The organism is Pirellulales bacterium, assembly GCA_036267355.1.
Lineage (GTDB): Bacteria > Planctomycetota > Planctomycetia > Pirellulales > DATAWG01 > DATAWG01.
This window is the reverse complement of record DATAWG010000003.1, coordinates 100185-126388: the sequence shown is the minus strand read 5'-3', so window position 1 is coordinate 126388 and position 26204 is coordinate 100185. Positions and strand designations below refer to the sequence as shown.

Genomic DNA, 26204 nt, shown 5'->3' with positions numbered 1-26204 from the left:
TCGGGGCGACAGGATTTGAACCTGCGACCTCTTGCACCCCAAGCAAGCGCGCTATTCCAGGCTGCGCCACGCCCCGAATCGGGCTGCCGGGCCGCTGGCCCGCTATGCCGATGCTCAAGTATGGCAAATCCACGAGGGGCTTTCAACCGCGGCGAGCCTCCATTTGCAATAAAGCCGGGCAAGCCGACTTGATTTCGTCATTCCTGCTTCGCCATTTGCCATTCTCGCTGTCGGGTCCTTGCATTCGCCCCAGCGTGTTCTAAACTGATCGGTCTTGGACAGCGGTTCAAGAGCCTGTCCGAAAAACTAGTGGGAATGCGGCGCGAGGAAGCTTTGCCGCGGCCGGATAAAACCGGTCCGATCCGTTGTCGGTTCCGGACAAGCGCCAAGCCCAGTCGCAGTGCTTATCCGCACAGTTCCATCCGCGCAGTTGCTATCCGCGTAGTGCCATCCGCGGGGGTGGCCGCGGCCATCGGATTCAATAGCCCTATTTGCCCGAGGAGATTTGGTCATGTCGATGTTCGTCGGTGAAGCGTTGGCCGGAGAAGGGAACGAGATTGCCCATATCGATCTGTTGATCGGCGATAAGAGTGGGCCGGTCGGTGTGGCTTTTGCCAATGCGTTGGCCCGGCAAAGCGAAGGGCATTCGAATTTGCTGGCGGTGCTGACGCCCAATTTGGCCGTCAAGCCATCGACGGTGCTGATCACGAAGGTGACGATCAAAGGGGCGAAGCAAGCCGTGCAAATGTTTGGCCCGGCGCAGGCGGCGGTGGCCAAGGCCGTGGCCGATTCGGTCGAGGCCGGCGTGATTCCGAAGAAAGATGTCGAGAGCTTGGTGATCGTTTGCGGCGTGTTTATCCATTGGGACGCGGCCGACGACAAGAAGATTTACGAGTACAACTACAAGGCCACGAAAGACGCGATTTCGGCCGCCATGCAGGGCAAGCCGTCGGCCGACGAAATGTTGGCCGGCAAGGAAAGCGCTCACCATCCGTTCCGCGGGTTCTAGGCGGTCGGAAATATGCTCGAGGCCGCGGCGCGAGCAAGGGTGGTATGTCGCCATCGGTCCACAAGAAACCTCTCTTGCTAGCGCTGCGGGCTCCAGTGGCGGCGCAGTGCCGATGGTCTATAGGCACGAGCCCACGAGAGTGCCATGCTCGACAAACGTGAACTGCTATCGCAACCGATCGAGCACATCGACATCACGCGGCACGATGTCGTGCCGTTCGTGGAATCGATGCGGCGGATGGCATATTCCGCGCGCGATCTGCACCGCGCGGCCGAGATTTACGACCGGATGCTCGGCGATCCGGAATGCGGCATCATCCTATGTCTGGCCGGTTCGCTAATCAGTGCCGGCCTGCGGCAGATTTTCGTCGATTTGATCCGCTTTCGCATGGTCGACGGTATCGTCAGCACTGGGGCGAATATCGTCGATCAGGATTTTTTCGAAGCCCTCGGCTTTCGTCACTACATGGCCGCCGAGCGGTTCAAGTCGGGTCTCGACGACGATCAGCTTCGCAATTTGCAAATCGATCGCATCTACGACACGCTGATCGATGAAGACGAGCTTCGCCATTGCGACGATACGACGCGGCAAATTGCCGACGAGCTGGCCCCGCGGCCCTATTCATCGCGCGAGTTCATTCATGCCATGGGCGCGTGGCTCGAGACGCACGGCCGCGGCGAGGGAAGCATCGTGCGGACCGCTTATGAGCACGATGTGCCGATCTTTTGTCCGGCGTTTTCTGATTGCTCCGCCGGCTTCGGCCTGGTGGCCCATCAGCACTCCCGCGGCGATCAAGCGAAAGTTTCTATCGACAGCGTCAAGGATTTTTATGAACTGACGCAGTTGAAGATCAAGAGTCCGACGACGGGCTTGTTGATGATCGGCGGCGGCGTGCCGAAGAATTTCGCGCAAGATGTCGTCGTGGCGGCCGATGTTTTGGGGCATGAAGCGCCAATGCACAAATATGCGGTGCAGATCACCGTGGCCGATGTGCGCGACGGGGCGCTTTCGAGTTCGACGCTCAAAGAAGCATCGAGCTGGGGCAAAGTCGACACGGCATTTGAGCAAATGGTCTTCAGCGAAGCCACCTTGGCCGTGCCGCTGATCACCGGCTACGCCTATCACCGCGGTGCTTGGAAGGACCGCACGGAGCGCCGCTGGACACGGTCGCTGGAGCCGATGACGGCGCAATAATGAATTCGAGGCAGGGATGAATTCGAGGCAGGGATGAATTACAGAAAATTCATCGCGGCGGGGCATTCTTGGTCGTTGCCCGTGCTCTTGAAATAGATCGTCACATCGCCGTCGGAGCTGACTTTGATTGGCCGCGCGCCCCAGAGGAACGAAGATCGCGCCGCCGTGGCTCGGGCACCCAATTGGCTGCCCACTTCGGAATGCGATTTGATGAGCGCGCCGATCGCCAGGATATGGTCGTCGTCGAAAATGATCGCGCCGTCGATGCTTGCCATTTCGATCAACTGCCGCTTTTTCTTCAGCGAACCGGGCGGTCCGCCGACGGCGATATCGTCGATCGAGTGGCGAATCAGGGCTTGACCGCTTTCGCGCACACTCGCGGTCTGGCCATTGTGATACCAGTCGGGCGAGACGATGCTTTCGGAGTTCAACACCCGCGGCAAGACGCAATGGGCGGCGTCGTAAACCAGAAGTGCCCCCTGCCGGCGAAAGCTGAGGTCGAAAATCAGCTCCAACAGGTTCGCGGCGACGTTTGCACTTCCGATGCATTGGGCGAGGCTGAATTCAAAATCGCGGGCGTCGTAGATTTTCCACTTCCGTTTGCGTTTGGTCGCCAACAGTCCGGTCTTGTTCATGATCACCAATTCGCCGCGCGAGGTGACGTGGGCCACCAAGTCGTCGTCGTTCATGGCGCAGCGGATCGGATGCAGAAACTCGGGATAAAAGTTGTACGACTTGGCGTCGTTCACCTGCGACCATTCCACGGAGCCGTAGTCGATCAATCGCAAATCGGCATCGACGGCCAGATAGGTGAACGTGTGGGCGGAAGCCGCGAGCCGATCGAAGAAGCGTTGCAGGCGCGGCAGGGTGACATCTCCTTGCCCGCTGCCGGGCCGGATGACGAGCGTCAGCGCGACGGGAAGATTTTCATGGGTGCGGCGAGCGACCGTGTCGAGGTAGTTGATCAGCCTGACCCAATCCGTGTCGGCGGAATGGAGCCGCAGCCATTCCACCGCAAAACTTTCCATCAGGATGTCGATGATGCCCGGATACTCGACGAACCGCTCGATTTGCAATTCGCGGCTGCGCGCGGACACCTTGTCGAGATAAACGGCAAGATTGGATGTGAGCGAGGTATGATGGCAGAAGCTAGCGGCATGTCGGCCGACGGGAATCGCGTGTTCCTCGGGACCGCAGGCCGCTTCATACCACTGCGGCACCATGCGGATCATCTCGCGTCCGATGTCTTCTTCCGTCACGGATTGGAGGAGATTGCTGGCCATCATGGCGCGGATGATAGCGAAGTTCGCCGGGCCGCCCAATAGGAGTTCTTTCGGGGGGGTTAGGCCGAAACGATCCGCGAGAGCGATGCGATTTTATCGCGCGCCGGAACGCCAAGGCGGCGTCGCCCCGATTAACGTAGCAGGCACACTCCGTGTGCCGTCTGCCCTTCGCGGTGCAATGCGCACAGAGCGGCGCCGACGGCACACGGAGCGTGCCTGCTACCGTTGCAGCACGGAAAGCGTTTCCCCAACGACGCCGGTGGCCGCCGCTCAATCCTCGGCCTGGCTGCCGTCGCCACACATTTTGACGATCTTCGGATCGAACCGGGCAACGATCTCGACCAGGTCTTGTTGCTCGCGCATCACGGCGTCGATGTTCTTGTAAACGCCCGGCACTTCGTCCGCCCCGGCGGAGAGCACTTTGACGCCGCGAGCTTCGAGGTTCTTGCGCACCGCGTTCCAAGTGAATTTTTGCTTGGCCGCGGTGCGCGACATGCACCGGCCGGCGCCGTGCGATGCGGAATTCAAGCTCTCTGCGACCCCTTTGCCGCGCACGACGTATGCCGGATCGGCCATCGAGCCGGGAATGACGCCCAACACGCCCTTGCCGGCCGGAGTGGCGCCTTTGCGATGCACGATCAGCTCCCGCCCGCCGTGCATTTCTTTCCAGGCGAAATTGTGATGATTCTCGACGCCGGCGACGATTCGCGCCCCGAGCAGCTTCGACACATTGCGATGGATCACATCGTGGTTCGCGGCGGCATATTCGCCCATCAGGTTCATGGCCGCCCAATACTCCTGGCCAGCCTCGCATTCCAGATCGAGCCAAGCCAGCCGTCCAAGCGATTCGTATTTCTTCGGCAGCCGAGCCCGCGCGATCGCGCTGTAGGTGGAGCAGACGGATGCTCCCGTGCCGCGGCTCCCGCTATGGCTGAGCAGGGCGACATATTCGCCCGCTTCAAGCCCGAGCTCGGCGTCGGGCTGCGACAAAGTCAACAGTCCGAATTCGACAAAATGGTTCCCCGAACCGGAGGTGCCCAGTTGCTTCCAGGCCTTGTCTTTGTTTTCGCGCGTGATTCGCGTGACATACCAGTCGCGGTCCATCACCGAATGGTCTTGGCGAATTTGGTGCGTGGATCCCACGCCGAACCGGGTTCCTCGCTCCAAGGCCCGCTCGAACAAATCGAACTTCAACCGATCCGTGAGGCTCCAAGCCGGCATGTCGAGCACCGACATCTTCATGCGGCAGGCGATATCGACGCCGACGGCATAGGGCACCACCGCTTTCTCCAGGGCCAGCACGCCGCCGATCGGCAGCCCATAGCCGACGTGGGCATCGGGCATGAGCGCCGCGCCGGTGGCCATCGGCAGCCCGCAGGCCTGCCGCATCTGCGCATGCGACGCGGGATCGATGCCGCTATCGCCCCAAGTGCGGTAGGAAATCGGCTCGCGGATCGGCGCCGATTCGGCCGATTGCAGAACGTCGCGTGCCAGTGCGCCAAAATATTCATCGGTCACATGATCCGCTGGGCGGTCCAAAACATCTTTGATCGCCTGCTTGACGTTCATGCTGCGCAGCGCGCCGGCCGCGGCCGCGCTTTGAATGGCGGCGATCGCGCTCTTCATGCATTCGGACGGCACACCGAGCTTTTCCAATTGCCGGGCGTTCATGGCGAGACCAAGGGGAAAAAGGGAAACCACGGATAAGACGGATTGACACGGATACGACGAAGGCCGGAACCACGAACGACGCGAAATTGCACGAAAGGGAGGCAGAAGACCGTTCGAGCAAATTGCAACAGGATGGACAGATGGCGTACGCGATTGGTTCGGCCAAGGTTGCCCACGCCTTGCAATTATATCGGGGAGAGGTGCGGCAGACGTGCGAAACCGCAAGCGAGCTGCAGGCCGAATTCCCGTGCGATCGCGATTTCCCCAGCCACTAACCACTAACCACTAACCACTAACCACTAACCACTATTCCAGCGGCGCTCGCCGCAGCCGCAACGCGTTCGCAATCACTGACACGGAGCTACAGCTCATCGCGGCGGCGGCAATCATGGGACTCAGCAGCACGCCGAAAAATGGGTAGAGCACGCCGGCGGCAATCGGAACGCCGAGCAGGTTGTATACAAAGGCGAAGAAGAGATTTTGGCGGATGTTGCGCATCGTGGCTTGGCTGAGCGTCCGAGCACGCACGATGCCGCGCAAGTCGCCTTTGACGAGCGTTACACCGGCGCTTTGCATGGCCACGTCGGTGCCCGTGCCCATCGCGATGCCGACATCGGCCTGGGCCAGCGCTGGCGCGTCGTTCACTCCGTCGCCGGCCATTGCGACGACGTGGCGCTCGGATTGAAGCCTCCGCACGACTTCGCTTTTCCGATCGGGAAGCACTTCCGCCTCGACAACATCAATGCCGAGCCGTTGAGCCACGGCTTCGGCGGTCGTGCGATTGTCGCCGGTGAGCATGACGATCCGAATGCCGAGATGCTGCAGGGATTGGATTGTGTGCGGGGCACTTTCCTTGATCGGATCAGCGGTGCCCAGCAGACCCGCCATACGGCCTTCGACGGCGAGATACACAACCGTCTGGCCATCGCGGCGCAGTCGCTCGGCTTCGTTGGTGAATTTATCGAGATCGATCGAGAATTCGCCCATCATCGCTCGATTGCCCAGCGCGATCGACTGGCCGGCGATTGAACCGCAGATTCCGCGGCCGGTGTGCGATTGGAAATTGGCGACATTCTGCAATGCAAGCCGCCGCTCTTCGGCGGCGCCGATGATCGCCGCGGCCAAGGGATGTTCGCTCGCGCGCTCCAGGCTGGCCGACAGACGAAGAATTTCATCTTCGCTCCGATCGGCGGCGGGCAGGATCGAAACCAGCCGCGGTTTGCCTTCGGTGAGCGTGCCGGTCTTGTCGACCACGAGCGTGTCGACCTTTTCCAGCCGCTCGAGCGATTCGGCGTTGCGGATGAGCACGCCGGCCGTCGCCCCGCGGCCGATGCCGACCATCACCGACATCGGCGTCGCCAGCCCTAGCGCGCAAGGGCAAGCGATGATCAACACGGCAACCGCGTTCACCACGGCGTATGCCAGCGCCGGCTGCGGTCCAAAGATGCTCCAAGCAATAAAGGCGAGCATGGCCGCCAACACTACCGCCGGAACAAACCAAGCGGCCACTTTGTCGGCCAGGCCTTGAATCGGGGCGCGGCTCCGTTGGGCCTCAGCGACCATTTGCACGATCCGGGCCAGCAACGTTTCGCTGCCGACTTTCTCAGCCTGCATCAAAAAACCGCCCGGACCGTTCAGCGTTCCGCCGATCGTGGAATCGCCGGCCTGCTTCTCGACCGGCATCGATTCGCCGGTGACCATCGATTCATCGATCGCGCTGGAGCCCTCGAGCACGATCCCATCGACGGGCAGCTTTTCACCGGGGCGAATGCGGAGCCGGTCGCCATGACGAAGCTCTTCAAGCGGCACGTCGGCTTCCGTGCCATCATTGCGCACGAGCCGGGCCGTTTTGGGGACCAAACCCAACAGCGCCCGGATCGCGGCGCCGGTTTGACCGCGGGCTCGTAGTTCCAAAACCTGGCCCAAGAGCACGAGCGTGACAATCACGCCCGCGGCTTCGAAATAGCTGCCGATCTGCCCGTTCTCGCCGCGAAATGCATCCGGAAAGGCCCCCGGCACGGCGACCGCCGCGACGCTGAAGGCATACGCCACGCCGACGCCCAGCGAAATCAACGTGAACATATTCGGGCTTCGATTCCTCAGCGAAGCCCAGCCGCGAACAAAAAATGGCCAGCCACCCCAAAGCACGACGGGCGTCGCCAATAGAAACTCGAGCCACGCTGCTAGCGATGGGCTAATCCATCGGCCGAACGGCTTTCCCGGCAGCATGTCGGCCATCGCCAATAGCAGCAGGGGGACAGACAATGCTGCGCAGACCCAAAAGCGCCGCGTCATTTCGATGAGTTCGGGATTGCTTTCTTCCGCCGCGCTGGGAGCAATCGCTTCCAGCGCCATGCCGCAAATTGGACATGCGCCCGCCGTTCGGCTGACGATCTCGGGGTGCATCGGACAAGTGAAGCGGGCGGCGGCGGACGATCGGTCGCCGGGATTTGGCCGATCGGCGCCGTGATCCGCCTTTGCGGGCTGGAACATTCCGATCTGATGCAGCTCGACCGGATGCGATGCATCGGGCTGGTAAGAAGAATCGAGATAACGCTGCGGGTCGCGTTGGAATTTCGCGGCGCAGCTCTTGGAGCAGAAGAAAAACGGTTGTCCGTCGTGTTCGACGACGGCGGCCGGCCGCTCGGGATCGACCGACATCCCGCAAACTGGATCCGTCGCCATGAATCGCTTTCTCAGTTGCGCCGCCCGGCGCCTTTAGGAGGCACACTTCGTGTGCCGTTTGCCCTGGTTTGTGCGCAACGCTCCGAGGTGCGCAGACGGCACACGGAGTGTGCCTGCTACTTTGACCGCGGCTTCGCCGCAGTTGGCAGTTTGCCTAGGCGCCGCTGGCGGATTCTTCTTTCGCTGCGGCCGGAGGCGTTGCCGATTTTTCTTTGTCGCGGTCTTTTTCTTTTTCGGCGTCGGTTTCCTTGGCGAGGCTGACTTTGTAGTTCCCACGGCTTTCGTCGTATTCGAGCTTTATCAGGCCCTTGGCTTTGATGTCTTCGAGCAAATCGGAAAAGCTCGAATAGCCGTAGTAGCTTTCATTGAAGCCGGGAAACACACGGCGGATCGCTTGCTTCAAGAGCGAGCCCCACAAAGGATCGTAGTCTTGCTCGATCGAGTGGACCACTTCGAGCACGCGATCCGAGGCCTCTTGCTTCTTGTCTTTATTGGTGGCTGGCCCTTCTTTCTTGGGAGCGGCTTTGGCTTGCGTCCGCTTGGCCACGCGAATGAGATCGTCGTAGTAGATGAATTCGTCGCAATTGGCGATTAGCAGATCGGAGGTCGAGCTTTTCACGCCGCAGCCGAGAACGCGCTTGTTGTTCTCCTTCAGCTTCGACACGAGCGGAGAAAAGTCGCTGTCGCCCGAGATCAGCGCGAAGACGTCGATATGTTGCTTCGAGTAGCAGAGATCGAGGGCATCGACGACCATGCGGATGTCGGCGCTATTCTTGCCGCTCATCTTGCTTTGCGGGATGTCGATCAACTCGATCCCTTGGCCATGAAATTCGCGCACCGAGTCTTGGTAGTTGGCCCAGTCGCAGTAGGCCCGTTTGTAGACGATGCGCCCTTTTTCGAGCAGGCGTTTGAGAACGAGCTGAATTTGAAACTTTCCGACCTTCATATCGCGAACGCCGATCGCAAGATTTTCGAAGTCGACGAACACGGCGATCAGCGGTTCTTCCGAGACGGGCGTTCGCGGCGAGTGGTCGGCGCGAGTGGAATGGTTCGCCAAGCGGTGTCTCCATTATGAAACGCGATTGAATTCTACAAGCTATTCGGCGGTCGGTTGTTGGAGTTCGCGCTTGAGTATGCTGGGCGCACGCTGAAGCGAGAACCCCAACCATTCTCCCCCAATCGATAATCGTACCTGCCTGACGGCGGCTCCACTACTCGCAAGTTGGCCACCAAAGCCCCATGTTCGGTCCGAAGGAGGCTGGCCTTTGCCCAAATTGGAAAGCACGGTATGGTGGGTCAACTAGGATGGTTTTGTCCGGATCCGCGATCAGAATGGATAGACAAACCTTCCGCTCAAGCGCAATAATCATTATTCCGATAAACATTATGATGATAGTCTACCGTCGTTGAAACCGCCGCAGAGGCTATGTCGACGCTTTCTGAAGCACCTTCACCGAGCCAGATTCGACCGCCGACGGATCGCCGCAGGCTTGAAGTCGGCCGCTGGCTGCGGCGCGACATCGTCGCGGGGCTGACCGTCGCGGCGATTGCCGTCCCGCAGGCGATGGCCTACGCGCTGATCGCCGGAGTCGAACCTCGCTACGGACTTTATGCCGCCATCGTGGTGACGGCAGTCGGCGCAGTTTTCGGTTCGTCGTCGTATCTGATCAACGGGCCGACCAACGCCATATCGCTAGTGGTTTTCAGCGCGTTGGCGTTTCTGGACCCAACGGGGCGGCAACAAATCTTCGAAGCCATGGTTTTGCTCGCCATCATGGTGGGCGTGGTGCAGATTGCGATCGCACTATTCAAACTGGGAGATCTGACACGCTACGTTTCCGATTCGGTCGTGCTTGGCTTCATGGCAGGAGCCGGGCTGCTGATCGCGCTGGGGCAAATCGACAATCTGCTCGGACTGAAACACCAGGGAACGGGCAAGCAGCATCTTTTGTATCGCCTGTGGTTATCGCTCAATCATGGCGGGCCATTGAATCTGCGGGCGCTGGCGATCGGCTTGGGCGTCACTGTGTTGGTGGTGCTGTTGCGCCGCGTCGTGCGCAAATATCATCTGCCTCGGCTCGATATGCTGATGGCACTGATCGTGGCCGCGGTGGTGACGCATGCCCTGGGTTGGTCGCAACCCGACCTGGCTGGGCATCGACTGGTGTCGGTGGTGGGGAGCATTCCGGCGGGCCTGCCGAGCCTGCATGTGCCTTCGATCAATTTCGGGTGGGTGCAAGAGATGAGCGGCAGCGCGGTGGCGATCGCGCTGCTCGGCTTGCTCGAAGCGCTGGCGGTGGCGAAGTCGATCGCTTTGCAAACGCGCGAGAAGCTCGACTACAATCGGCAATGCCTGGCCGAAGGGTTGGCCAACCTCAGCGGCGGCTTTTTTCAGTGCATGCCGGGCTCCGGTTCGCTGACACGATCGACGATCAATTTCAACGCCGGCGCGGCGACACGATGGTCGGGCGTGTTTGCCGCGGCGGCCACGGCGGTGATCGTGGTGCTGTTCGCCCCACTGGCCGGTTATATTCCGACGGCCGGGCTCGCCGGGATTTTGCTGGTGACGGCTGCGGGATTGGTCGATTGGCCCCGGTTGCGATTCGCGCTTCGCACCTCTCGATACGACATGATTCTCGTGCTTGCCACGGCCTGCACGGCCGTTTTTCTGAGCGTCGAGTTTTCGATCCTGGTCGGCACGATGCTGTCGTTCATCATGTATGTGCCGCGGGCGGCACGGCTCAAAGCGACCGAATTGATCGTCGGCGCCGACCGCGTCGTTCGCGATCGGCAACCCGGCGACGAGCCTTGTTCGGCGATCGTTCTTTACGATTTGGAAGGGGAACTTTTCTTCGGGGCCGCACCCGAGCTCGAGGGCTATTTCGACGCGTTGAAGCGGCGCGTCGTGGCTGCGAATTCGCCCGTGGGGGCACACGTGATCGTGTTGCGGCTCAAGCGCACCCGAAATCCGGACATGGTTTGCATGAAGCTGTTCGAGCAGTTCTTGCACGACATGCACGATCGGGGCGTGACCGTGCTGCTCTGCGGCGTGCGGGCCGATTTCGCGGAAGCGATGGCCAATCTTCGCTTTCAAGATCTGCTGCCGCCGGACCGAGTTTTGCTGGAAAACACGACCGTTCCCGGCTCGTCGACGGTGGAAGCGGTGCGGCGTGCGTACGAGCTTGTCGGCCCTCATCCTTGCTCGAACAGCTTGCACCAGAGCGAAAGCGAAGCGAGCGAGCCACTCTACTATATGATTTAGGGTGAGGGGTTAGGGACGGGAAGCGCGAAACCGCAAGCGCGGTTCTGGCTCGATCGGCGTGGAAGCTGGCTTGCGGTTTCGCGAGTCGGCGTTCGTCCGCTGCCCCTAACCCCTCACCCTAGCTCCCCCCTCCCCTTGCCGGCCGCGCTGTTTTGCCGCATAACAGCTTTGTGGCAACGGAGACGGGATTGATGGCCGACAAAATTCTCGCGAACATCGCGCCCAATATCTGGCAGGAGTTGCTCGGCTATCTGAACTTTTCGTCGGGCGCGTCGGATTGCCGCTTTCTTCGCAATCTGAATGCATTGATGAGAGCCATCGAAGCCGCCGGCACTCCGCCGGGCGAATCCGCCGCCGTGCTGCGGCGCCAGTTGGATTCGCAACTCGCCGAGTTGGCTCGCCAATCGCCCGCTTTCGCCGACGCCGAGCAGGCCCGGGCCGTGCTGCGGCTCGTGTTCGAAGCGGTGTTGCCGGCCTACCGCGAACATCATCGCGATCTGCTATTCCATCTGGCCGACGGCGAACTGTTGCGGCCATTTTTCATCGGCCGAGTGTTCGAGGCCGCGTTGGCGGAAGGGCCTCCGTGGGAAGACACGCCGCGAATTATTGCCGGCGCCCTGGGGCGGCTGAACGATTTTATCGGCCACCGTCCGCTCCCAGTGCTCAACACCTCGCAGAAGATCGAGCCATATGCACACGAGCGCGTGCGGCCGATTCCTTGGTTGATCGCTGGGGCGGGTGTCGGCGCCGGCGTCTATCACGATGTGATCGCGATGGCCCTCGATCTGTTGCACCAGACCGATCCGGCGTTGCTCGAAGCCGCCTGGTTCGATCCAAAATTGCTCGATGAGTTGGCAATCGATCCTCGGGCGTACGACTTCAACCATCCGGTTAACAAGCGGCCGAACTATCATTTCGGCCAATGGGACCCGCATCATTTGGATGGGCAGGGACGGTATCGGCGATTCGTCGTGCAACAGGTCACGCTCGACGGCCTGCTGGAGCGCGTCGATCGAGCCGGCGAAATTCCGCGCGACGAACTGCTTTTCGAGGCGGCAGCCGTTTTGGCCGGCACGATCTTGATGGCCTCGGGCACGAGCGGCAGCAGTCCGTCGGCCCACGATTCGACGACGACGCTTTCGACGCTGCTGCCGCAGATCGCCGCTTATCGAGACGCATTCTATCAGCAACTATTCCAGCGGTTGGGCGGGGCCCATGCGGCACGATTGCAAGCGGAAGTCGCGGCCCTGCACCAACCGTTTGCCGCGGCGCGGCAGCATCTGAATGCCCAGCTTGCCCGCCGCCGCGCGCTGCAGATGCAGCATGTTCATTTGGCGTTGCTGTTCGCGAAGCTTGGCTTCCCCGAGGCGGCGCAGCGGCAAGCGGAAATCGTCCCGGCCGTGTCCGCGCGGGTGATCTGCCAGATTCATTGCCTCAGGACCGATGCCCATCGGGCGGCGGACCATGGGCGGCTGTCCGACGGAGCCATATTTCTGACGCGGATCGAAGACCTGTTACATCGGGGAATCGAATGCGGGGCGATCGTTGACCCTTGGAATATCTTGGGGTTTGGCGGCCAATTCAGTTTGTTCCCCGCCGTGGAAAACAGCATTCCAGACTCGCGCGTCGACGAGCTTTTGGAACTAATGGAGCGATTGTTTCAAACCCACGCCCGGCTCTGGCACCAAGCCGCGGCCGGCAATGATGCAGACGTGTTGGCTCGGCTGCCCGGCGATTTCCAGCGGTTGACCGACTGGTGGGATCGATTTGCCAGCAACTCGATTTCCGGAATGCGATGGGTTTCGGGGCGAGAGTCGTTGGCGGCGGCGCAGCGCGTCGCCGAGGCGCTCTCCGCCTGGCACCGGGCAGGCGCGGCCGGCGGAGACCTCAACTTTTGGCGGCCGTATGTCGCCGATTTCGATTCTCCGCAAGCGTATCAATGGGTGATCGAATCGCTCCTGGATCATCGCGATCTCGCGGCCGCGATGGCGCTGTTGGTGCACTGGCTGAGCCGTGCCGACGAAGTGCGGCTTGCCGAAGGCCCACAGTCGTTCGAACCCCTCGCAGAACGTTGGCTGCGGATGGCGCTCGACGATTGTCGGCGGCCGCCGGCCTCCGCCGCGTGTGCGACTGCGGTCGATCCAGCCGGACGCCGTTTGCTGCGCAAGTTTTTCGATTTTCTCGAAGCCAACGCCGACACGTATTGGGAAGTGCCGGAGTTGCAAACGTCCCCTTCGGGAAATCGCGGAGCATCCAAGACGGACCGCCCGCCGGATGCCGCCGGAGGCGATGAAGCCGACGATGATCCACGCAGTTTATATAGCGCCGCGTATGAAGAAATGGTGTATCGCGACAGCACCGCCGACAATGTCGAAGGGAGCACGCTCGAATCGTTCAACCCGTGGAGCGCATCGGAGACGGAGAACGACACAAGTCGGATGGCCGGCCGTCTCGGGTTTCTGACCACCGTCGCCCGCCTATGGAAGCAAGTGGCGCGGGCGCAAATTCGCTTGGAAACTGCTTCCGGGGCCAGCGAGTCGGCCGCGCCCTCCATGCCGCTTGTCGATTGCCTCGGCGCTTGGCGCGACCGAGCGACTCACAATGGCGACCGCCTTCGCGCCCTTGCCGATTCCCTAGCGCGGCAAACGATTCCGAATCCCACGGCAAGCGCGGAATCGCTGGCCGAATACGACCGCCGCTGGTATGCCAAGGAATCGCTCGTCGAGCGGGTCGTCGGAACGATCGTCGCCGTCGATGAAGCGTGCCGCTTCTTGGATGCAGCAGCGGGAGAATGCAGGAGTCAGCGGCCGGGGGTCCGGGGACACGGGGCCGGGGACACGGGTCAGGGGACACGGGTCAGGGATCAGGAAGAAGCGGTTGCGCGCGAAACCGCAAGCGAGCGTTCGGAGCACGATGGCGGCACGGCATCCAGCGGCGAGCAAGCTGGGGATGCCCAAAAGGCGACAGGGGCCGATCGCTCTCGTGGAGCGGTGCTGCCGCTTTGGCGGGCCGTCATCGCCGGCAATATCGAGGAGACGCGAATCCATTTTGGGCCGTTTTTGACCGCGGTGAGCCAAGATCCTTTGCTCTATCTGCGGCTTGCCCGCGGCGGCGAGCCAGACAAAATCGCGGCCGTGCGCAGCTTACAGCAGACGTTTCGCCAATTGTTGCGGCGGCTTCCGCGGCTGGGGCTGATCCGCGAGACATGCCAATTGATTCATACCGCGCGCACCATGGAGCGCAATAACCCCTTGGGGCCGGGTGCGGTGACCGAGTTCGATCGGCTTTTCGAAGTGGGCTTCAAAGCGCTCGTCGAGTGCGTCGTGGAGTCGTCGGCCGGTTGGCCCGACGGCGAGGCGTCGGAAAACCGCGGGGCGGAACCCGAGGCGCCCGACGACAAGGCGCGCGACGATGATCCGCGCGGCGACGATCCGCGCGACGATGATCCGCGCGACGGCGACCTGACCGACGCCCTGCAATGCCTCACCGAATCGCTGCTCGGCCAATGGAGTTCACATAGCCACACGCTGCGCCTATCGGTGCTTGAAAAGGTCGCCGCCGACAAGGATTGGCAGGAGTTGGTGAAATTCATCAAGCGCTATGGCCACGACTTGTTCACCCAGGCATTTTTCAACTACGCCAATGTCCGGGCCATTTTGCAGCAGGGAGTCGACGTTTGGCTCGACCAATTGCAAATCGAGCCCGGCGACTATGCCGACCTGCGCCTGCTTGCCGAGCTTGGCGAACGACTCCCGCGCCCCCAAGCGAAGAAGTATCTGTCGCTGGTGATCGAGGCCGTGCTCGAAAACTACGCCGAATATCGCGACTACAACGCCACCACCACGCAGTCGGATCGCGGTGAATCGCTCTACACCCTGCTCGATTTTCTGCGGCTCAAGGCCGTTTACGAGCGGATTCACTGGAACCTGCGGCCGGTGATGATGGTTCACGAGGTGTTGGTGCGCCGCGGCCGGGATGGGGCCTCGCAGCTTTGGGCTCGCGCGATGGCTAAGGAAACACAAGCCACCGCCGATCAGCAGTTTCAACGGCTCGCGGACCTGCAAAAGAAATATGGCATGCGGCTCTCAACGATCGCCGACCGGCTGGCCGAACAGTTTTTACAGCCGCTGGCGATCGATCGCTTGCGAGCGCTGATTCGGCCGGCATTCGAGGAATCTCGGCGGCAATTGCCGCCGAAGGCGTTTGCCGCGCTGGAAATGGAGGCGGGCCAAATGGCCGAGGAACCGAGCGGCGCCGGACTCGATTTGCCCGACTGGTTGGCGATTCTGGAAGAGGAGGTGGAGCGGGCCGCTCAGCCGCACGACGAAGCGGCCGACGATCTGAAAGGCTTCCCGCGCGTCTCGTTGAGTTGGGACGAGATTCAGGCCCAATTGGCCAAGTGGGAGGTCAAGCTGCTGGAAGATCGCGGGCCGTAGGGAGGCGGCCGCCGCGTGGGCATTGACGAAGGGTTTTCGCCGCCGCTAAGATTGAGCAGTCGGTCATCGCGATCCGCCAATCGCTATTTGGCAACTCGGGTCGGAAGCAAAGCCTGGAAACCGGATTGATGACACGCTCGGGCGGGGCTCCTGAGAAACGGCTGCTGCAGGTGACGGCGGGCAACGTCCGCCAGAACCATCTGTACGTCCACGGCCACTACGACTTCTTTCCAACCGATTGCATAGGTGCCGCAAAGCGATCGACCGATTGCCCCACCATCGACATTCACCTTGCGGGGCTCGGTCGTACCGTCCGTACCGACATTGGGCGTGACTCGAAAACGGGAAAGCCGCGAGGGTTCTTCCGTGGGCGAGGGTGGGTGCGCCAGTTCTTCGATCACCACGCGGTCAAGGCCGGGACCGTCCTTTCCCTGGAAAGGTTATCGCAACGGAGCTATCGGCTTTCGGTCGAGCCACAGATTCCGAGACCAACCCTCGACTGCGCGGAGTTTTTTGCCGGAATCGGGTTGGTACGGCTTGCGCTTGAGCGACGTGGATGGCAAATCCAGTTTGCGAACGACATTGACCCCAAAAAGGCAGAGATGTACCGACACAACTGGCCGAATGACGATCGGCTGGTTGTCGGGGACGTTCACCTGATCGGCGCTGCCGACGTGCCGCCATGCACACTGTTTACCGCATCATTCCCATGTAACGACCTGTCGATTGCAGGGCGATGGGAAGGGCTGCGTGGCAAGGAGTCGTCGTCGTTTTGGGGACTTGTGAGGCTTCTTCGCGAGATGGGCGTGCACCGGCCACCACTCGTCATGCTCGAGAACGTCCTCGGTTTTTTGATGAGCCACGGCGGGCGCGATCTAGAGCAGGCGCTCGTAGCCCTGAACGAGCTCGGGTATTTGGTCGATGCGATCATACTCAACGCGATTCATTGGGTGCCTCAAAGCCGGGTTCGCCTGTTTGTCATCGCCAAGCAAAGCGGGGGGCGCGGCGCAAAATCATGCGCCCTGATGAGCGATGTTCGCCCGCAATGCCTATTCGACTTTATATGCGCCCACCCGAACATCAACTGGGATATTCGCGATCTGCCACCACTCAAGCGACAACGTACCACGCTCGCCGACGTCGTTGAGGATTTGCACGACGACGATCAGCATTGGTGGAGTGACACAAGGGTCGAGTATTTTATGAACCAGATGAGTCCGAAGCACGCCGAGCAGGCCCGCCAAATGGTTGCAGGAGACTCGTTCACCTACGCAACCGCTTTCCGACGCGTGCGGCACGAGAAGAGCATGGCCGAACTCCGCACGGACGGTCTCGCCGGCTGCCTGCGAACGCCGCGCGGCGGCAGCGGCCGACAGATCCTTTTGAAGGCGGGACACGGTACCTACAGGGTACGCTTGTTAACCGCCCGCGAGTGCGCGCGGCTCCAGGGCGTACCCGACAGTTACGTTATTGACGTGCCGTTAAACCAAGCGCTGTTCGGATTCGGCGATGCGGTCTGCGTTCCTGCTGTCGAGTGGATCGCGCAGAATTATCTCACCCCCGAAATCACAACGGACCGCAATATCAACGAGTGCGAGGGACAAACGTGTCCCTGAACTTCGACGACTTCGCCAAGAACCACATGAAGAAGGGCAGCCACTTCGTGGCTGCCAGGCTGCAAACGGCGCTGGCACTGCTTGAGAAGCTTCGCGACTGCCCCTCGCTTAACCTCGACGACCATCTCGCAAGCAAGGGCAGTTCCGGGCTTGAGTCCCACGAGACGTTCGGAAACCGTGCGCACTCCCGGCTGAGCTTGGAGCCGATAAACCGGAACCACGGTCGACGCTCGTCCAGTTTACAAGATTGGGGACAGCAGTTATTAGATATTATCGGAGCCGCTGGGTTCACGGACGCATCACCTGGCGTTAGAAACAGCTTGGTTGACCTAGCGCAGAGCGCCTTCGCTGCAATCCTCCGAGACATCCTCGAGCAGGAACCGCTTGAGGTCAGGGTGCGCGGGCGCAGTGCAGAGGCTGCTCTACATGACGTCCTGAAACAGGCGGAGGAGAAAGGGAAGTCCGGCGATGTCGCGCAGTATCTCGTCGGCGCAAAGCTTATGCTGCGGTTCAGCCGTGAAATTCCTGTTTTTCCAGCGAATAAGGGAGACCGGAAGTCTCGATCGGACCGCGGTGCCCGCCTTGGCGACTTCGAGATTGAGAACGCGGTGATCGAGGTCGCGGTCGGATTGCCGGACGAAAAACACATATCGCAAATCGCGGAAGTACTAGAGGACACCGACTCGGAGGTTTGGGTGCTTACGAGGGTCGATCGTGTAGTTACATGGAAAAACGAGATTTGTGCGTCCGACGGGCTCGATTCCCGCCGGGTTGTCGTGGCATCCGTTGAGTCTTTCGTCGGACAAAACGTCACCGAGTTGGGCGAGTTCTCGGCTAAGGGCAAGCTGGTCCAACTTGAAGCGCTATTCGACCTATATAACACGCGTTGGGTCGCGAACGTCGGCACGCCCGGAATCCGAATCCTGATCAAGTAGGCGGAATATGGCGTGGGCCGACCAGCCAACTGGAAGGGGCGCACCCGGACCGCGGCGTTCCGCGGTCTCGCGCAGCATTTCGCCCGCACGAATCACAAGATGACAGACAATCTAACTCCGTCCGATCGGTCCCGCGTGATGGCGGCGGTGAAGTCGAAGGACACCAAGCCGGAATTGGTGGTCCGCCGCATCGCACATTCGTTGGGCTACCGCTACCGGCTGCATGTCCGTTCACTTCCTGGGACACCCGACTTGGTTTTTCCCCGATTCCGCAAGATCATTAACGTCAATGGCTGCTTTTGGCACATGCATGGGTGCGCGCGATGCCGTGTGCCATCATCACGGCGCGAATATTGGATCGCGAAAATGGGGCGCAACGCCGAAAGAGACAAGGCCGTCCGGCGGTCGCTCCAACGCAGCGGGTGGCATGTTTTAGTAGTTTGGGAATGCGAGATTCATGCGTCACGCGACGAACACCTCCGCAAGAAGATCACTGCATTCCTCAGTTGAAAGGCTTCCCGCGCGTCTCGTTGAGTTGGGACGAGATTCAGGCCCAATTGGCCAAGTGGGAGGTCAAGCTGCTGGAAGATCGCGGGCCGTAGGCGCCTGCCGGAAATAGTGCCCAGGGCACGCACGGTTTTGCGAACACCCACCGCAACGCTTGCCGCGCGTTTTTGTGAATCGCTTGCCGAATCGTCGCTTTCTTCGTTTTCGGCTACTGGTTTCCGCCATCCCCGCACAACCATTACAAATAGAAATATCGCCGAAAATGTAGAAAACCGGCGATACTCCAGCTACCTTTGAAGTGTTGAATTGGTATTTGCCGATCTGGCCAGACCGGCACAATAGAATGTCGCGTGGTTCGGGGCTCAACGTGTTGAACGTAATTCGAAAATGATATTCATGAGTAAGCCCGTTGCCGAGAGACAACCTCGCTTGGAGTCGGCCGTCGAAGCTCCGGTCAAGTCTCGCGGATTGATGGCCGCGGCAATTGCGTTGTTGGCGCTGTTCACGATCGCGGATATCGGTTCTCGGGGCGTGATTGTCTCGATTCTTTATGCCGTGCCGCTCGTCGTATTGGTTCGGGCCGGATACGCGAATTCGCTCCGCTGGGTAACGGTCGCGTTGGTCGTGGCCGTATATGCGGTCTACTTTCTCAAATGGGCCCTCTATTCGGCAGGCAGCCCGGCGGCTCAAACCCCGTTCGACTTTCATCTCGTCAACCGCACCTTCGTGGTGCTGACGATATGCATGTTGGAAGTGCTGCTGAAGCTGCGGATGTCGACGGCAAGCTTGAGCGCCGACGTTGAGATTCCCGAATCGATGCGGCGCGAGGAAGAAGAGACCGACGAAACGCTGGCCGTGCTCCTCGGCGTGGCGTTCGCGGCGGGGATCGCGCTCGCGGATTTTTTCTCGCCCGCCAATTACTATTTCGCAATCCTTTACATCGTGCCGCTGTTTTTCTGTGCCTGGACCCGCAGCCGACGACTTCTTTGGGGCGGTTGGGGCCTCACCATGGTGCTGACGGTCCTGGGCTTCGTCTGCGGACCACCGGCGACGGCCATGCACCCGCACATGGCCCACCTGATCTTGAACCGTATGCTGGCCGGGCTGGCCCTGACGCTTCTGGCGGTGCTGCTGCATTTCCAAATCGGCCATCGGTTGCCGCCCGGCGATCGGCCGGCGATGTCGCGCTGGTCGGATTCTCGACGCCCATCAAGCACGACCGCTTGACTCAAGCCGCAAAATGCTGGTAGCAGCATGTCCGATCCGCGTGAAGCAGCGGTATTCGCACACCGCTCGCCGTGCAACAATTGACGCCCCGGCGGCATAGCCTCTAAAATGCCAGCGCCCAGCAGGCGATTCGCTTCTCGGGAATGAATATGGCAGCCATTCGGTCTCCGCTCTTTTGGACCTTTGCCATCGCTTCAACACTGCTGGCCGGCTGCGCCGAGCGAGCGGTCAGCGGCGCCGCGAACGATTCCACCACATCGCCGGCCAAGCAAGGCGATCCGCGCCTGATCCGCATCGTGTCCAGCCTTCCGCGCACCGGCAGCGCCCGCCAGCAAACCGACACGATCGTCAATGGCATCCGCATGGCGCTCGAAGAAGCGCATGACCGGGTCGGTGATTTTCGAATCGACTACGTCGATCGCGACGACGCCACGGCATCGGCCGGCGAATGGACCCCCGAGTTGGAAACCGCCAACGCCAACGCCGCGACCGCCGATCCCGATGTAATGATCTACATCGGCCCCTACAATTCCGGGGCCGCCAAAATCTCGATGCCCATCTTGAACCAGGCCACGGCGGATGGCAGCCCGAACGGCAAGATATCCGGGCTGCTGATGATCAGCCCGTCGAACACCTCTCCGGGCCTGACCAAGCCGAACCCATTCGATCCGCGCGAGCCGGGCGTGTATCGCCCCACCGGCAAAATCAACTACGTCCGCGTCGTGCCGACCGACGATCTGCAAGGCCCCTTGGGCGCCGATTGGGCGAAGGCGATGGGCATGAAGCGAATCTTCGTGCTCGACGACCAAGAGGTGTATGGCCAAGGGCTCGCCCAACTGTTCGCCCAACGCTGCGACGATATTGGATTGAACGTGATCGGCTACGACAGCGTCGATGCTCATGAACTCGAATTCCGTTCGCTGATGACGCGCATCAAGGCCCTGCACCCCGATCTGATCTATTTCGGCGGCACGACGGAAACGAAGGGGGGCCAGATCGCCAAAGACATGGTCGCTGTTGGGCTGAAAGCGAAGCTGATGGTGCCCGACGGATGCATGGAACAGGGCTTTATCGAATCGGCCGGGGCCGAGAATTTGAACGGGCGCTGCTACGTCACGTTCGGCGGCTTGCCTTCAGAAGCATTTGAAACCGGCGACAAGGCGTTCAACGAAAAGCATGCGGCTCAAAAACAGTTCGTCGACCACTACAAGCAGCGGTTCGGCCATCTGCCCGAGGCTTACGCCGTGTATGGCTATGAAGCCGCGAAGGTGGCGCTGGAAGCGATCCGTCGAGCCGGCAGCAAAGACCGCGCGGCGATCATTGCCGCATGCCTGGCGATCCGCGATTTCCATGGTGCGCTCGGCACATGGTCGTTCGACGCCAACGGCGACACGACGCTCCACCGGCTGAGCGGCAATATCGTTCGCCGCGGCAAGTTCGAATTCGACAGACTTCTCGGCGACTGATATTGTAGCAGGCACGCTCCGTTTGCGGTCGGCCGCTTGAAACGCGTGCCACCGTGCCGTTCGAGCGATTCGACGGCGAGCAAGAATGGGAAATGCGGATGGTTGATGGAGCAGAGTTTTAGCGGTGTCTGATTGCAACGGTGAGCGAATCGGCATCGCCGACGGCACGCGGAGAGTGCCGGCTACGTGGTTCGTGGTTTGCGATTGCATCCGCGCGTCAATCGTCCGATTCCCCAGGCCCGCCGCATGATGCCCCATTTGCTCGCTGCCGCGGATGCCTCGTATTGGCACGTTGAATTTCTTCAGCAGTGCATCAACGGACTGACGTTTGGGGCCCTGATCGCCCTGATCGCTCTCGGCTACACGATGGTCTACGGGATCATTGGGCTGATCAACTTCGCGCACGGCGATTTGTTCATGCTGGGCTCTTTTTTTGCCCTGACGCTACTCGGCCTGCTGCACTTGGAAGGCGCGGGCCCGGCGGCCACGATTGGCGGAATTCTGCTGATCCTAGTGCTCACGCCGCTATTCGGCGCGGGTCTGAATTGGTCGGTCGACCGGGTCGTCTATAAGCCGCTCCGCAATGCGCCGAAGCTTGCCCCGCTGGTGTCGGCCATCGGCGTCTCGTTTTCGTTCATGAACATCGGGCAGTTGTGGGGCGGCTCGGCCGATCGCGATTTTCCCGATCTAATCCCGCGCAAGAATCTGCTGGAGGGCTTGTCGTTGCCGCTGCACTTGAACGAGCTGCAATTCACGCTCAAGGATCTGCTGCTGGTGCTCGTCGTGGTGCCGACGATGATCGGCCTGACGATCCTGGTCAAGCGGTCGAAGCTGGGCCGGGCGATGCGGGCCACGTCGCAAGACCCGGTCGCGGCCCGGCTAATGGGCATTCCGGTCGAACGCGTCATCGGGGCCACCTTTCTCATCGGCGGCGGCCTGGCCGGCATCGCCAGTGTGACCTACGGACTGTATATCAACACGATCCAATTCCAGATGGGCTACAAGACCGGGCTGTACGCATTTACGGCCGCGGTGTTGGGCGGCATCGGCAATATCCCTGGTGCCGTGCTGGGCGGATTGGTGATCGGGGTGGTTCGATCGCTGGGCATTGGCTACGTCAGCCAGCACTGGGTCGACGCCTTGATCTTCGGCATCCTGATCGTAATCCTCGTGTTCCGCCCGACCGGTTTGCTCGGCGAACGGGCGAGAGAAAAAGTGTGATGCGCGGCGGCATGCGTCGAGGTGCCGCTGCAGGATTGTGCGGCAGCGTGCCCCGCTGACGGGCTGGAAAGAAAAGTGAATTCGGAGTTGGGGCCGTTCCTCGCTTACGCTTCGGGCTAGTATTCCGCCGAGTCGCACACTAGCCCGAAGCGTTAGCGAGGGGGCGATGCCAAAACGCGATGTCTAGGGTAGGGCCGTCTAACGAGTGTCGAGCGGCAGAACTAAACCATGCGGTGCTGAATCACGATGAGCGAACAGGCCGTTAATTCTGTGGCCCAAATCCCGCCGACCCCCGCGGCTCCCGTGCCCAATCGCATCGCGCGGCCGCGGTGGGGGCACTTCCTTCCCGAGCTTGCGGCTCTGATCGTGTTCGTGCTGCTGCCGTTCGTGCTTGGGCAAAAAACCACCGTCGGCGGCAGCATCACCGACCTGTTCGTCTTCGCGATTCTTGCGCTGGGGCTCAATGTCGTCGTCGGATACGCCGGCTTGTTGCACTTGGGAATCGCGGCCTTCTTCGGCATCGGGGCCTACATCATCGGCATCCTCACCGTGGGCGCGTATCCCTTTCAACTCAGCTTCAGCGCCGCGATCGTGCTTGCCACGTTTGGCGCCGGGCTGGCGGGGTTGATCCTCGCCGCCCCGACGATTCGGCTCCGCGGCGATTATCTCGCGCTGGTGACGCTCGGGTTCGGCGAAGTCGTGAATGTCGCGCTCAAGAATCTCGACGCCATCACGGGCGGCATGAAAACGCTCAACCCGCTGCCCCCGCCGGCGATGCCCGCCTGGTTGAGTTCGCTGTTGCATCGGCCGATCACGTTTCAGAACGACTACCGGCCGTTTTATTTTCTCTCGTTGGCGATCCTGGCCGGCGTGGTTCTGCTGTTGCGAAATTTGGAGAATTCGCGGCTCGGGCGAGCGTGGGTGGCGATTCGCGAAGACGAACTGGCTGCCACCTGCTTGGGCATCCCGGCGACGCGCGTGAAGCTTGCCGCATTTGCCTTGAGCGCAGCGCTCGCCGGTCTGGCCGGGGGCATGTTCGCCACCAAGCTGGCCACTACTTCCGATCCGCACACGTACAGCTTCAATCTTTCGATCACCGTGTTGTGCTGCCTGATCCTTGGCGGCCTCGGGAGCATTCGGGGCGTGTTGCTTGGCGTGCTGCTGTTGCAGGGATATGAACTGATCTTGGTTCCGCAGTTGGACCAATGGGCCCACGCCTTGCATTGGTCGCTGACGCTGAAGCAGTGGAACCTGCTCACGTTCGGGGTGGTGCTGATTCTGATGGTCCGCTTCCGCCCTGAAGGCCTATTGCCCTCGCGCCGCATCCAACACGAATACCACGCCCCCGCCTCGAACATAGAACCCAAAGACCTCCCCTAGCTCCGCCGCGCAGCGCTGCCTACCGCCCGCGCGTCCCTAACCGCTCACCCTCACCCTCACCCTCACCCTCAGCCTTCCTCCGATGCCCCTGCTCGAAGTCCACAAGCTCACGATGCGATTCGGCGGCCTGACGGCCGTTAGCGATGTGGATCTCGACGTGCCGCGGGATTCGATCTTTTCCGTGATCGGGCCCAATGGCGCCGGCAAGACGACCGTTTTCAACACGATCACCGGCATCTACGAACCGACCACGGGCACGATCCAATGCGGCGGCAGCGACTTGCGGCGACCGTTTGGATTTCGCGTGGTGCTGTTCTGCGCCGCGATCGGCATTGCCACGAGCATTGCCGCACTGTTGCTATCGGTCGATATCAACCAACTCTGGCGGGCGACGATCGTGCGCAACATGCAGGAAGGCCCTGCTGGGTTTTCGGCGAAACAGGCCTGGGCCGATTTCCGCGGCTACATGAGCGGCCAATTGGCCACGGAGCGATGGAAAGGCCGGTGGGCCGTCGTCCCCTGGGACGCGTCGCGGCCTGTTCTTGGCGTGGCCGATGAGCGCTCGCAGGCGTGGATCATGTCGGTCTATTTCCAACGGTTAATCGACGGCAGGTCGGTCGGCGCGGGGCCCGCCGGCGGCACAAGGCGACTGTTGGCCAATCCGCAAATGCTGGCCGATGTGGCTGCTGCCCGTGCCTCGCAATTGCGCATCGAGTGGATTGCCGCGATCCTTGGACTGCTGGTCGGCAGCGCCGGTTCGTTTGCAATATGGAGCCGATCGCGGCGAACGCCTGACGTGATCGCCGGCGGCGGTATCGCCCGCACGTTCCAAAATATCCGCTTGCTATCGAGCATGACCGTGCTGGAAAACGTGCAGGTGGCGATCGATCGCCGGCTGGGGCGCGGCGTGCGGCGGTGGCTGACGTTCGCGGTCGTTTGGCTGTTCGTGGCCGGCGGGCTGGCATTGGTCGCCGTTCCCGCGATGTTGCCGCCCGGACCGCCGAGAACGACCAAATTCCTCCTGTTGCTGCTGCTTCCACCGTTCGCGATGCTCGGCCGCGCCCAATGGCTCAAGCATGCGGACGAGCGCGAATCGGCCCGTCTGGCGTTCGATGTGCTCGGCATCGTCGGTTTGCAATCCCGGGCGTCGTCGCTCGCCGGCTCGCTCGCCTACGGCCAGCAGCGGCGATTGGAGATTGCCCGCGCCTTGGCCCTGCGACCGAAGCTGTTGCTGTTGGACGAGCCGGCTGCTGGAATGAATCCGACCGAATCGGTCGAACTCACGCAGTTGATCCGCGGCATCCGCGACCGCGGCGCCACGGTGCTCTTGATCGAGCATCATATGAATGTGGTGATGGGCATTTCCGACCGCATTGCCGTATTGGACCACGGCGTGAAAATCGCCGAGGGAACGCCCGCCGAAGTGCGGGCCAATCCAAAGGTGATCGCGGCGTATTTGGGGCAGGAAGAAACATCGTAGGCTCGGCGACGCGCGAAACCGCAAGCGCGATACAGGCCCCACTCCCGAATCACTGAACGTTGCCATGCCCGCTCTATTGGAAATCGAGGATCTGCATTCCGGCTATGGGCCGATTGAGGTGCTCAAGGGCATTTCGATCGAAGTGGGCGCGGGCGAAATCGTCACGATTATCGGAGCCAACGGCGCCGGCAAGACGTCGACGCTGATGTGCGTTTCCGGCGTGAATCGGATCTGGTCGGGCCGGGTGCGGTTCGACGGCCAAGAATTGCAAAACGTTGCCGCGGATCAAATTGTCCGCCGTGGGTTGTGTCATTGTCCCGAGGGGCGGAAGATTTTCCCGCGTCTCACGGTGCTCGAAAACCTGCAGATGGGCGCTTTCACGCGCTCCGATCCGCGCGGCGTCAAAGACGATTTGGAACAGGCGTTTGCGCTGTTTCCAATCCTTCGCCAACGAGCGAAGCAGGCCGGCGGCACACTTTCCGGCGGCGAACAGCAGATGCTGGCCGTGGCGCGGGCCATCATGGGCCGGCCCCGACTGCTGATCTTGGACGAACCGTCGCTCGGTTTGGCGCCGCTGGTGGTGGCGACGATCTTCGATTGCATCCGCACGTTGAACGCTCGTGGGATTGCCGTGCTGCTGGTCGAGCAAAATGCCCGAATGGCCCTCAAAATCGCTGCTCGCGGCTATGTGATGGAAACCGGCCGGATCACGCTCTCCGGGCCGGCCGCCAGCCTGGTGGCCGACCAACGCGTGAAAGACGCGTATCTCGGCGAATAGCGGCGGCTGCACTTCGGCAATCTGCCGAAAATTGCGCGATCGAGGTGTCGCCCT

General features: G+C 61.2%; 17 protein-coding genes and 1 tRNA gene. 13 read left to right on the top strand and 5 right to left on the bottom strand.

The window, feature by feature from the left end; genetic code table 11:
* A tRNA-Pro gene (locus VHX65_00710) sits at positions 1 to 76 on the bottom strand.
* A gap of 435 nt (positions 77 to 511) precedes the next feature.
* Between VHX65_00710 and fae the strand changes: the two genes are divergently transcribed.
* Together fae and VHX65_00700 are read left to right on the top strand one after the other, a co-directional pair.
* Positions 512 to 1009, top strand: coding sequence for a formaldehyde-activating enzyme (gene fae, locus VHX65_00705; protein ID HEX3997052.1), 498 nt, complete (start codon positions 512 to 514; stop codon positions 1007 to 1009).
* Positions 1010 to 1153: 144 nt separating this feature from the next.
* Complete coding sequence (locus VHX65_00700; protein ID HEX3997051.1) at positions 1154 to 2203, top strand: deoxyhypusine synthase; 1050 nt, start codon at positions 1154 to 1156, stop codon at positions 2201 to 2203.
* Positions 2204 to 2241: 38 nt separating this feature from the next.
* On the opposite strand, the gene VHX65_00695 is transcribed toward VHX65_00700, so the two are convergent.
* The 4 genes from VHX65_00695 to VHX65_00680 form a co-directional block, all read right to left on the bottom strand.
* A complete protein-coding gene (locus VHX65_00695) occupies positions 2242 to 3489 on the bottom strand; it encodes a hypothetical protein (GenBank protein HEX3997050.1) in 1248 nt (415 codons plus the stop codon).
* A gap of 267 nt (positions 3490 to 3756) precedes the next feature.
* On the bottom strand, positions 3757 to 5157 hold the full coding sequence (locus VHX65_00690) for an RtcB family protein (protein HEX3997049.1): 1401 nt from the start codon (positions 5155 to 5157) through the stop codon (positions 3757 to 3759).
* Between the two features lie 306 nt (positions 5158 to 5463).
* A complete protein-coding gene (locus VHX65_00685; GenBank protein HEX3997048.1) occupies positions 5464 to 7842 on the bottom strand; it encodes a heavy metal translocating P-type ATPase in 2379 nt (792 codons plus the stop codon).
* Positions 7843 to 7996: 154 nt separating this feature from the next.
* The gene (locus VHX65_00680; GenBank protein ID HEX3997047.1) at positions 7997 to 8899 is read right to left on the bottom strand and encodes an NYN domain-containing protein; all 903 of its coding nucleotides are present in this window, start codon (positions 8897 to 8899) and stop codon (positions 7997 to 7999) included.
* A gap of 369 nt (positions 8900 to 9268) precedes the next feature.
* On the opposite strand from VHX65_00680, the gene VHX65_00675 reads away from it, so the two are divergent.
* The 11 genes from VHX65_00675 (at position 9269) to VHX65_00625 (ending at position 26150) form a co-directional block, all read left to right on the top strand.
* A complete protein-coding gene (locus VHX65_00675; GenBank protein HEX3997046.1) occupies positions 9269 to 11104 on the top strand; it encodes a SulP family inorganic anion transporter in 1836 nt (611 codons plus the stop codon).
* Between the two features lie 191 nt (positions 11105 to 11295).
* Positions 11296 to 15540 carry a hypothetical protein gene (locus VHX65_00670; protein HEX3997045.1) on the top strand — a complete coding sequence of 1415 codons (4245 nt, stop codon included), beginning with the start codon at positions 11296 to 11298 and terminating at the stop codon, positions 15538 to 15540.
* 128 nt (positions 15541 to 15668) lie between these two features.
* Entirely contained in the window at positions 15669 to 17156 is a 1488-nt protein-coding gene (gene dcm / locus VHX65_00665) for a DNA (cytosine-5-)-methyltransferase (GenBank protein HEX3997044.1), read from the top strand.
* A complete protein-coding gene (locus VHX65_00660; GenBank protein HEX3997043.1) occupies positions 17147 to 18091 on the top strand; it encodes a DUF4928 family protein in 945 nt (314 codons plus the stop codon). The genes dcm and VHX65_00660 overlap by 10 nt, the downstream gene beginning before the upstream one ends.
* A gap of 446 nt (positions 18092 to 18537) precedes the next feature.
* Positions 18538 to 18693 (top strand): hypothetical protein, encoded by a 156-nt coding sequence (locus VHX65_00655; protein HEX3997042.1) that lies wholly within the window; start codon positions 18538 to 18540, stop codon positions 18691 to 18693.
* 301 nt (positions 18694 to 18994) lie between these two features.
* A complete protein-coding gene (locus VHX65_00650; GenBank protein HEX3997041.1) occupies positions 18995 to 19825 on the top strand; it encodes a hypothetical protein in 831 nt (276 codons plus the stop codon).
* Positions 19826 to 19974: 149 nt separating this feature from the next.
* A complete protein-coding gene (locus tag VHX65_00645; GenBank protein ID HEX3997040.1) occupies positions 19975 to 21291 on the top strand; it encodes a branched-chain amino acid ABC transporter substrate-binding protein in 1317 nt (438 codons plus the stop codon).
* A gap of 249 nt (positions 21292 to 21540) precedes the next feature.
* Positions 21541 to 22512, top strand: coding sequence for a branched-chain amino acid ABC transporter permease (locus VHX65_00640; GenBank protein ID HEX3997039.1), 972 nt, complete (start codon positions 21541 to 21543; stop codon positions 22510 to 22512).
* Positions 22513 to 22815: 303 nt separating this feature from the next.
* Positions 22816 to 23892, top strand: coding sequence for a branched-chain amino acid ABC transporter permease (locus tag VHX65_00635; GenBank protein ID HEX3997038.1), 1077 nt, complete (start codon positions 22816 to 22818; stop codon positions 23890 to 23892).
* An 82-nt stretch (positions 23893 to 23974) separates the two neighbouring features.
* Positions 23975 to 25372, top strand: a complete 1398-nt coding sequence (locus VHX65_00630; protein HEX3997037.1) for an ATP-binding cassette domain-containing protein — start codon at positions 23975 to 23977, stop codon at positions 25370 to 25372.
* 64 nt (positions 25373 to 25436) lie between these two features.
* A complete protein-coding gene (locus tag VHX65_00625; protein ID HEX3997036.1) occupies positions 25437 to 26150 on the top strand; it encodes an ABC transporter ATP-binding protein in 714 nt (237 codons plus the stop codon).
* The last annotated feature ends 54 nt before the right edge of the window (positions 26151 to 26204 follow it).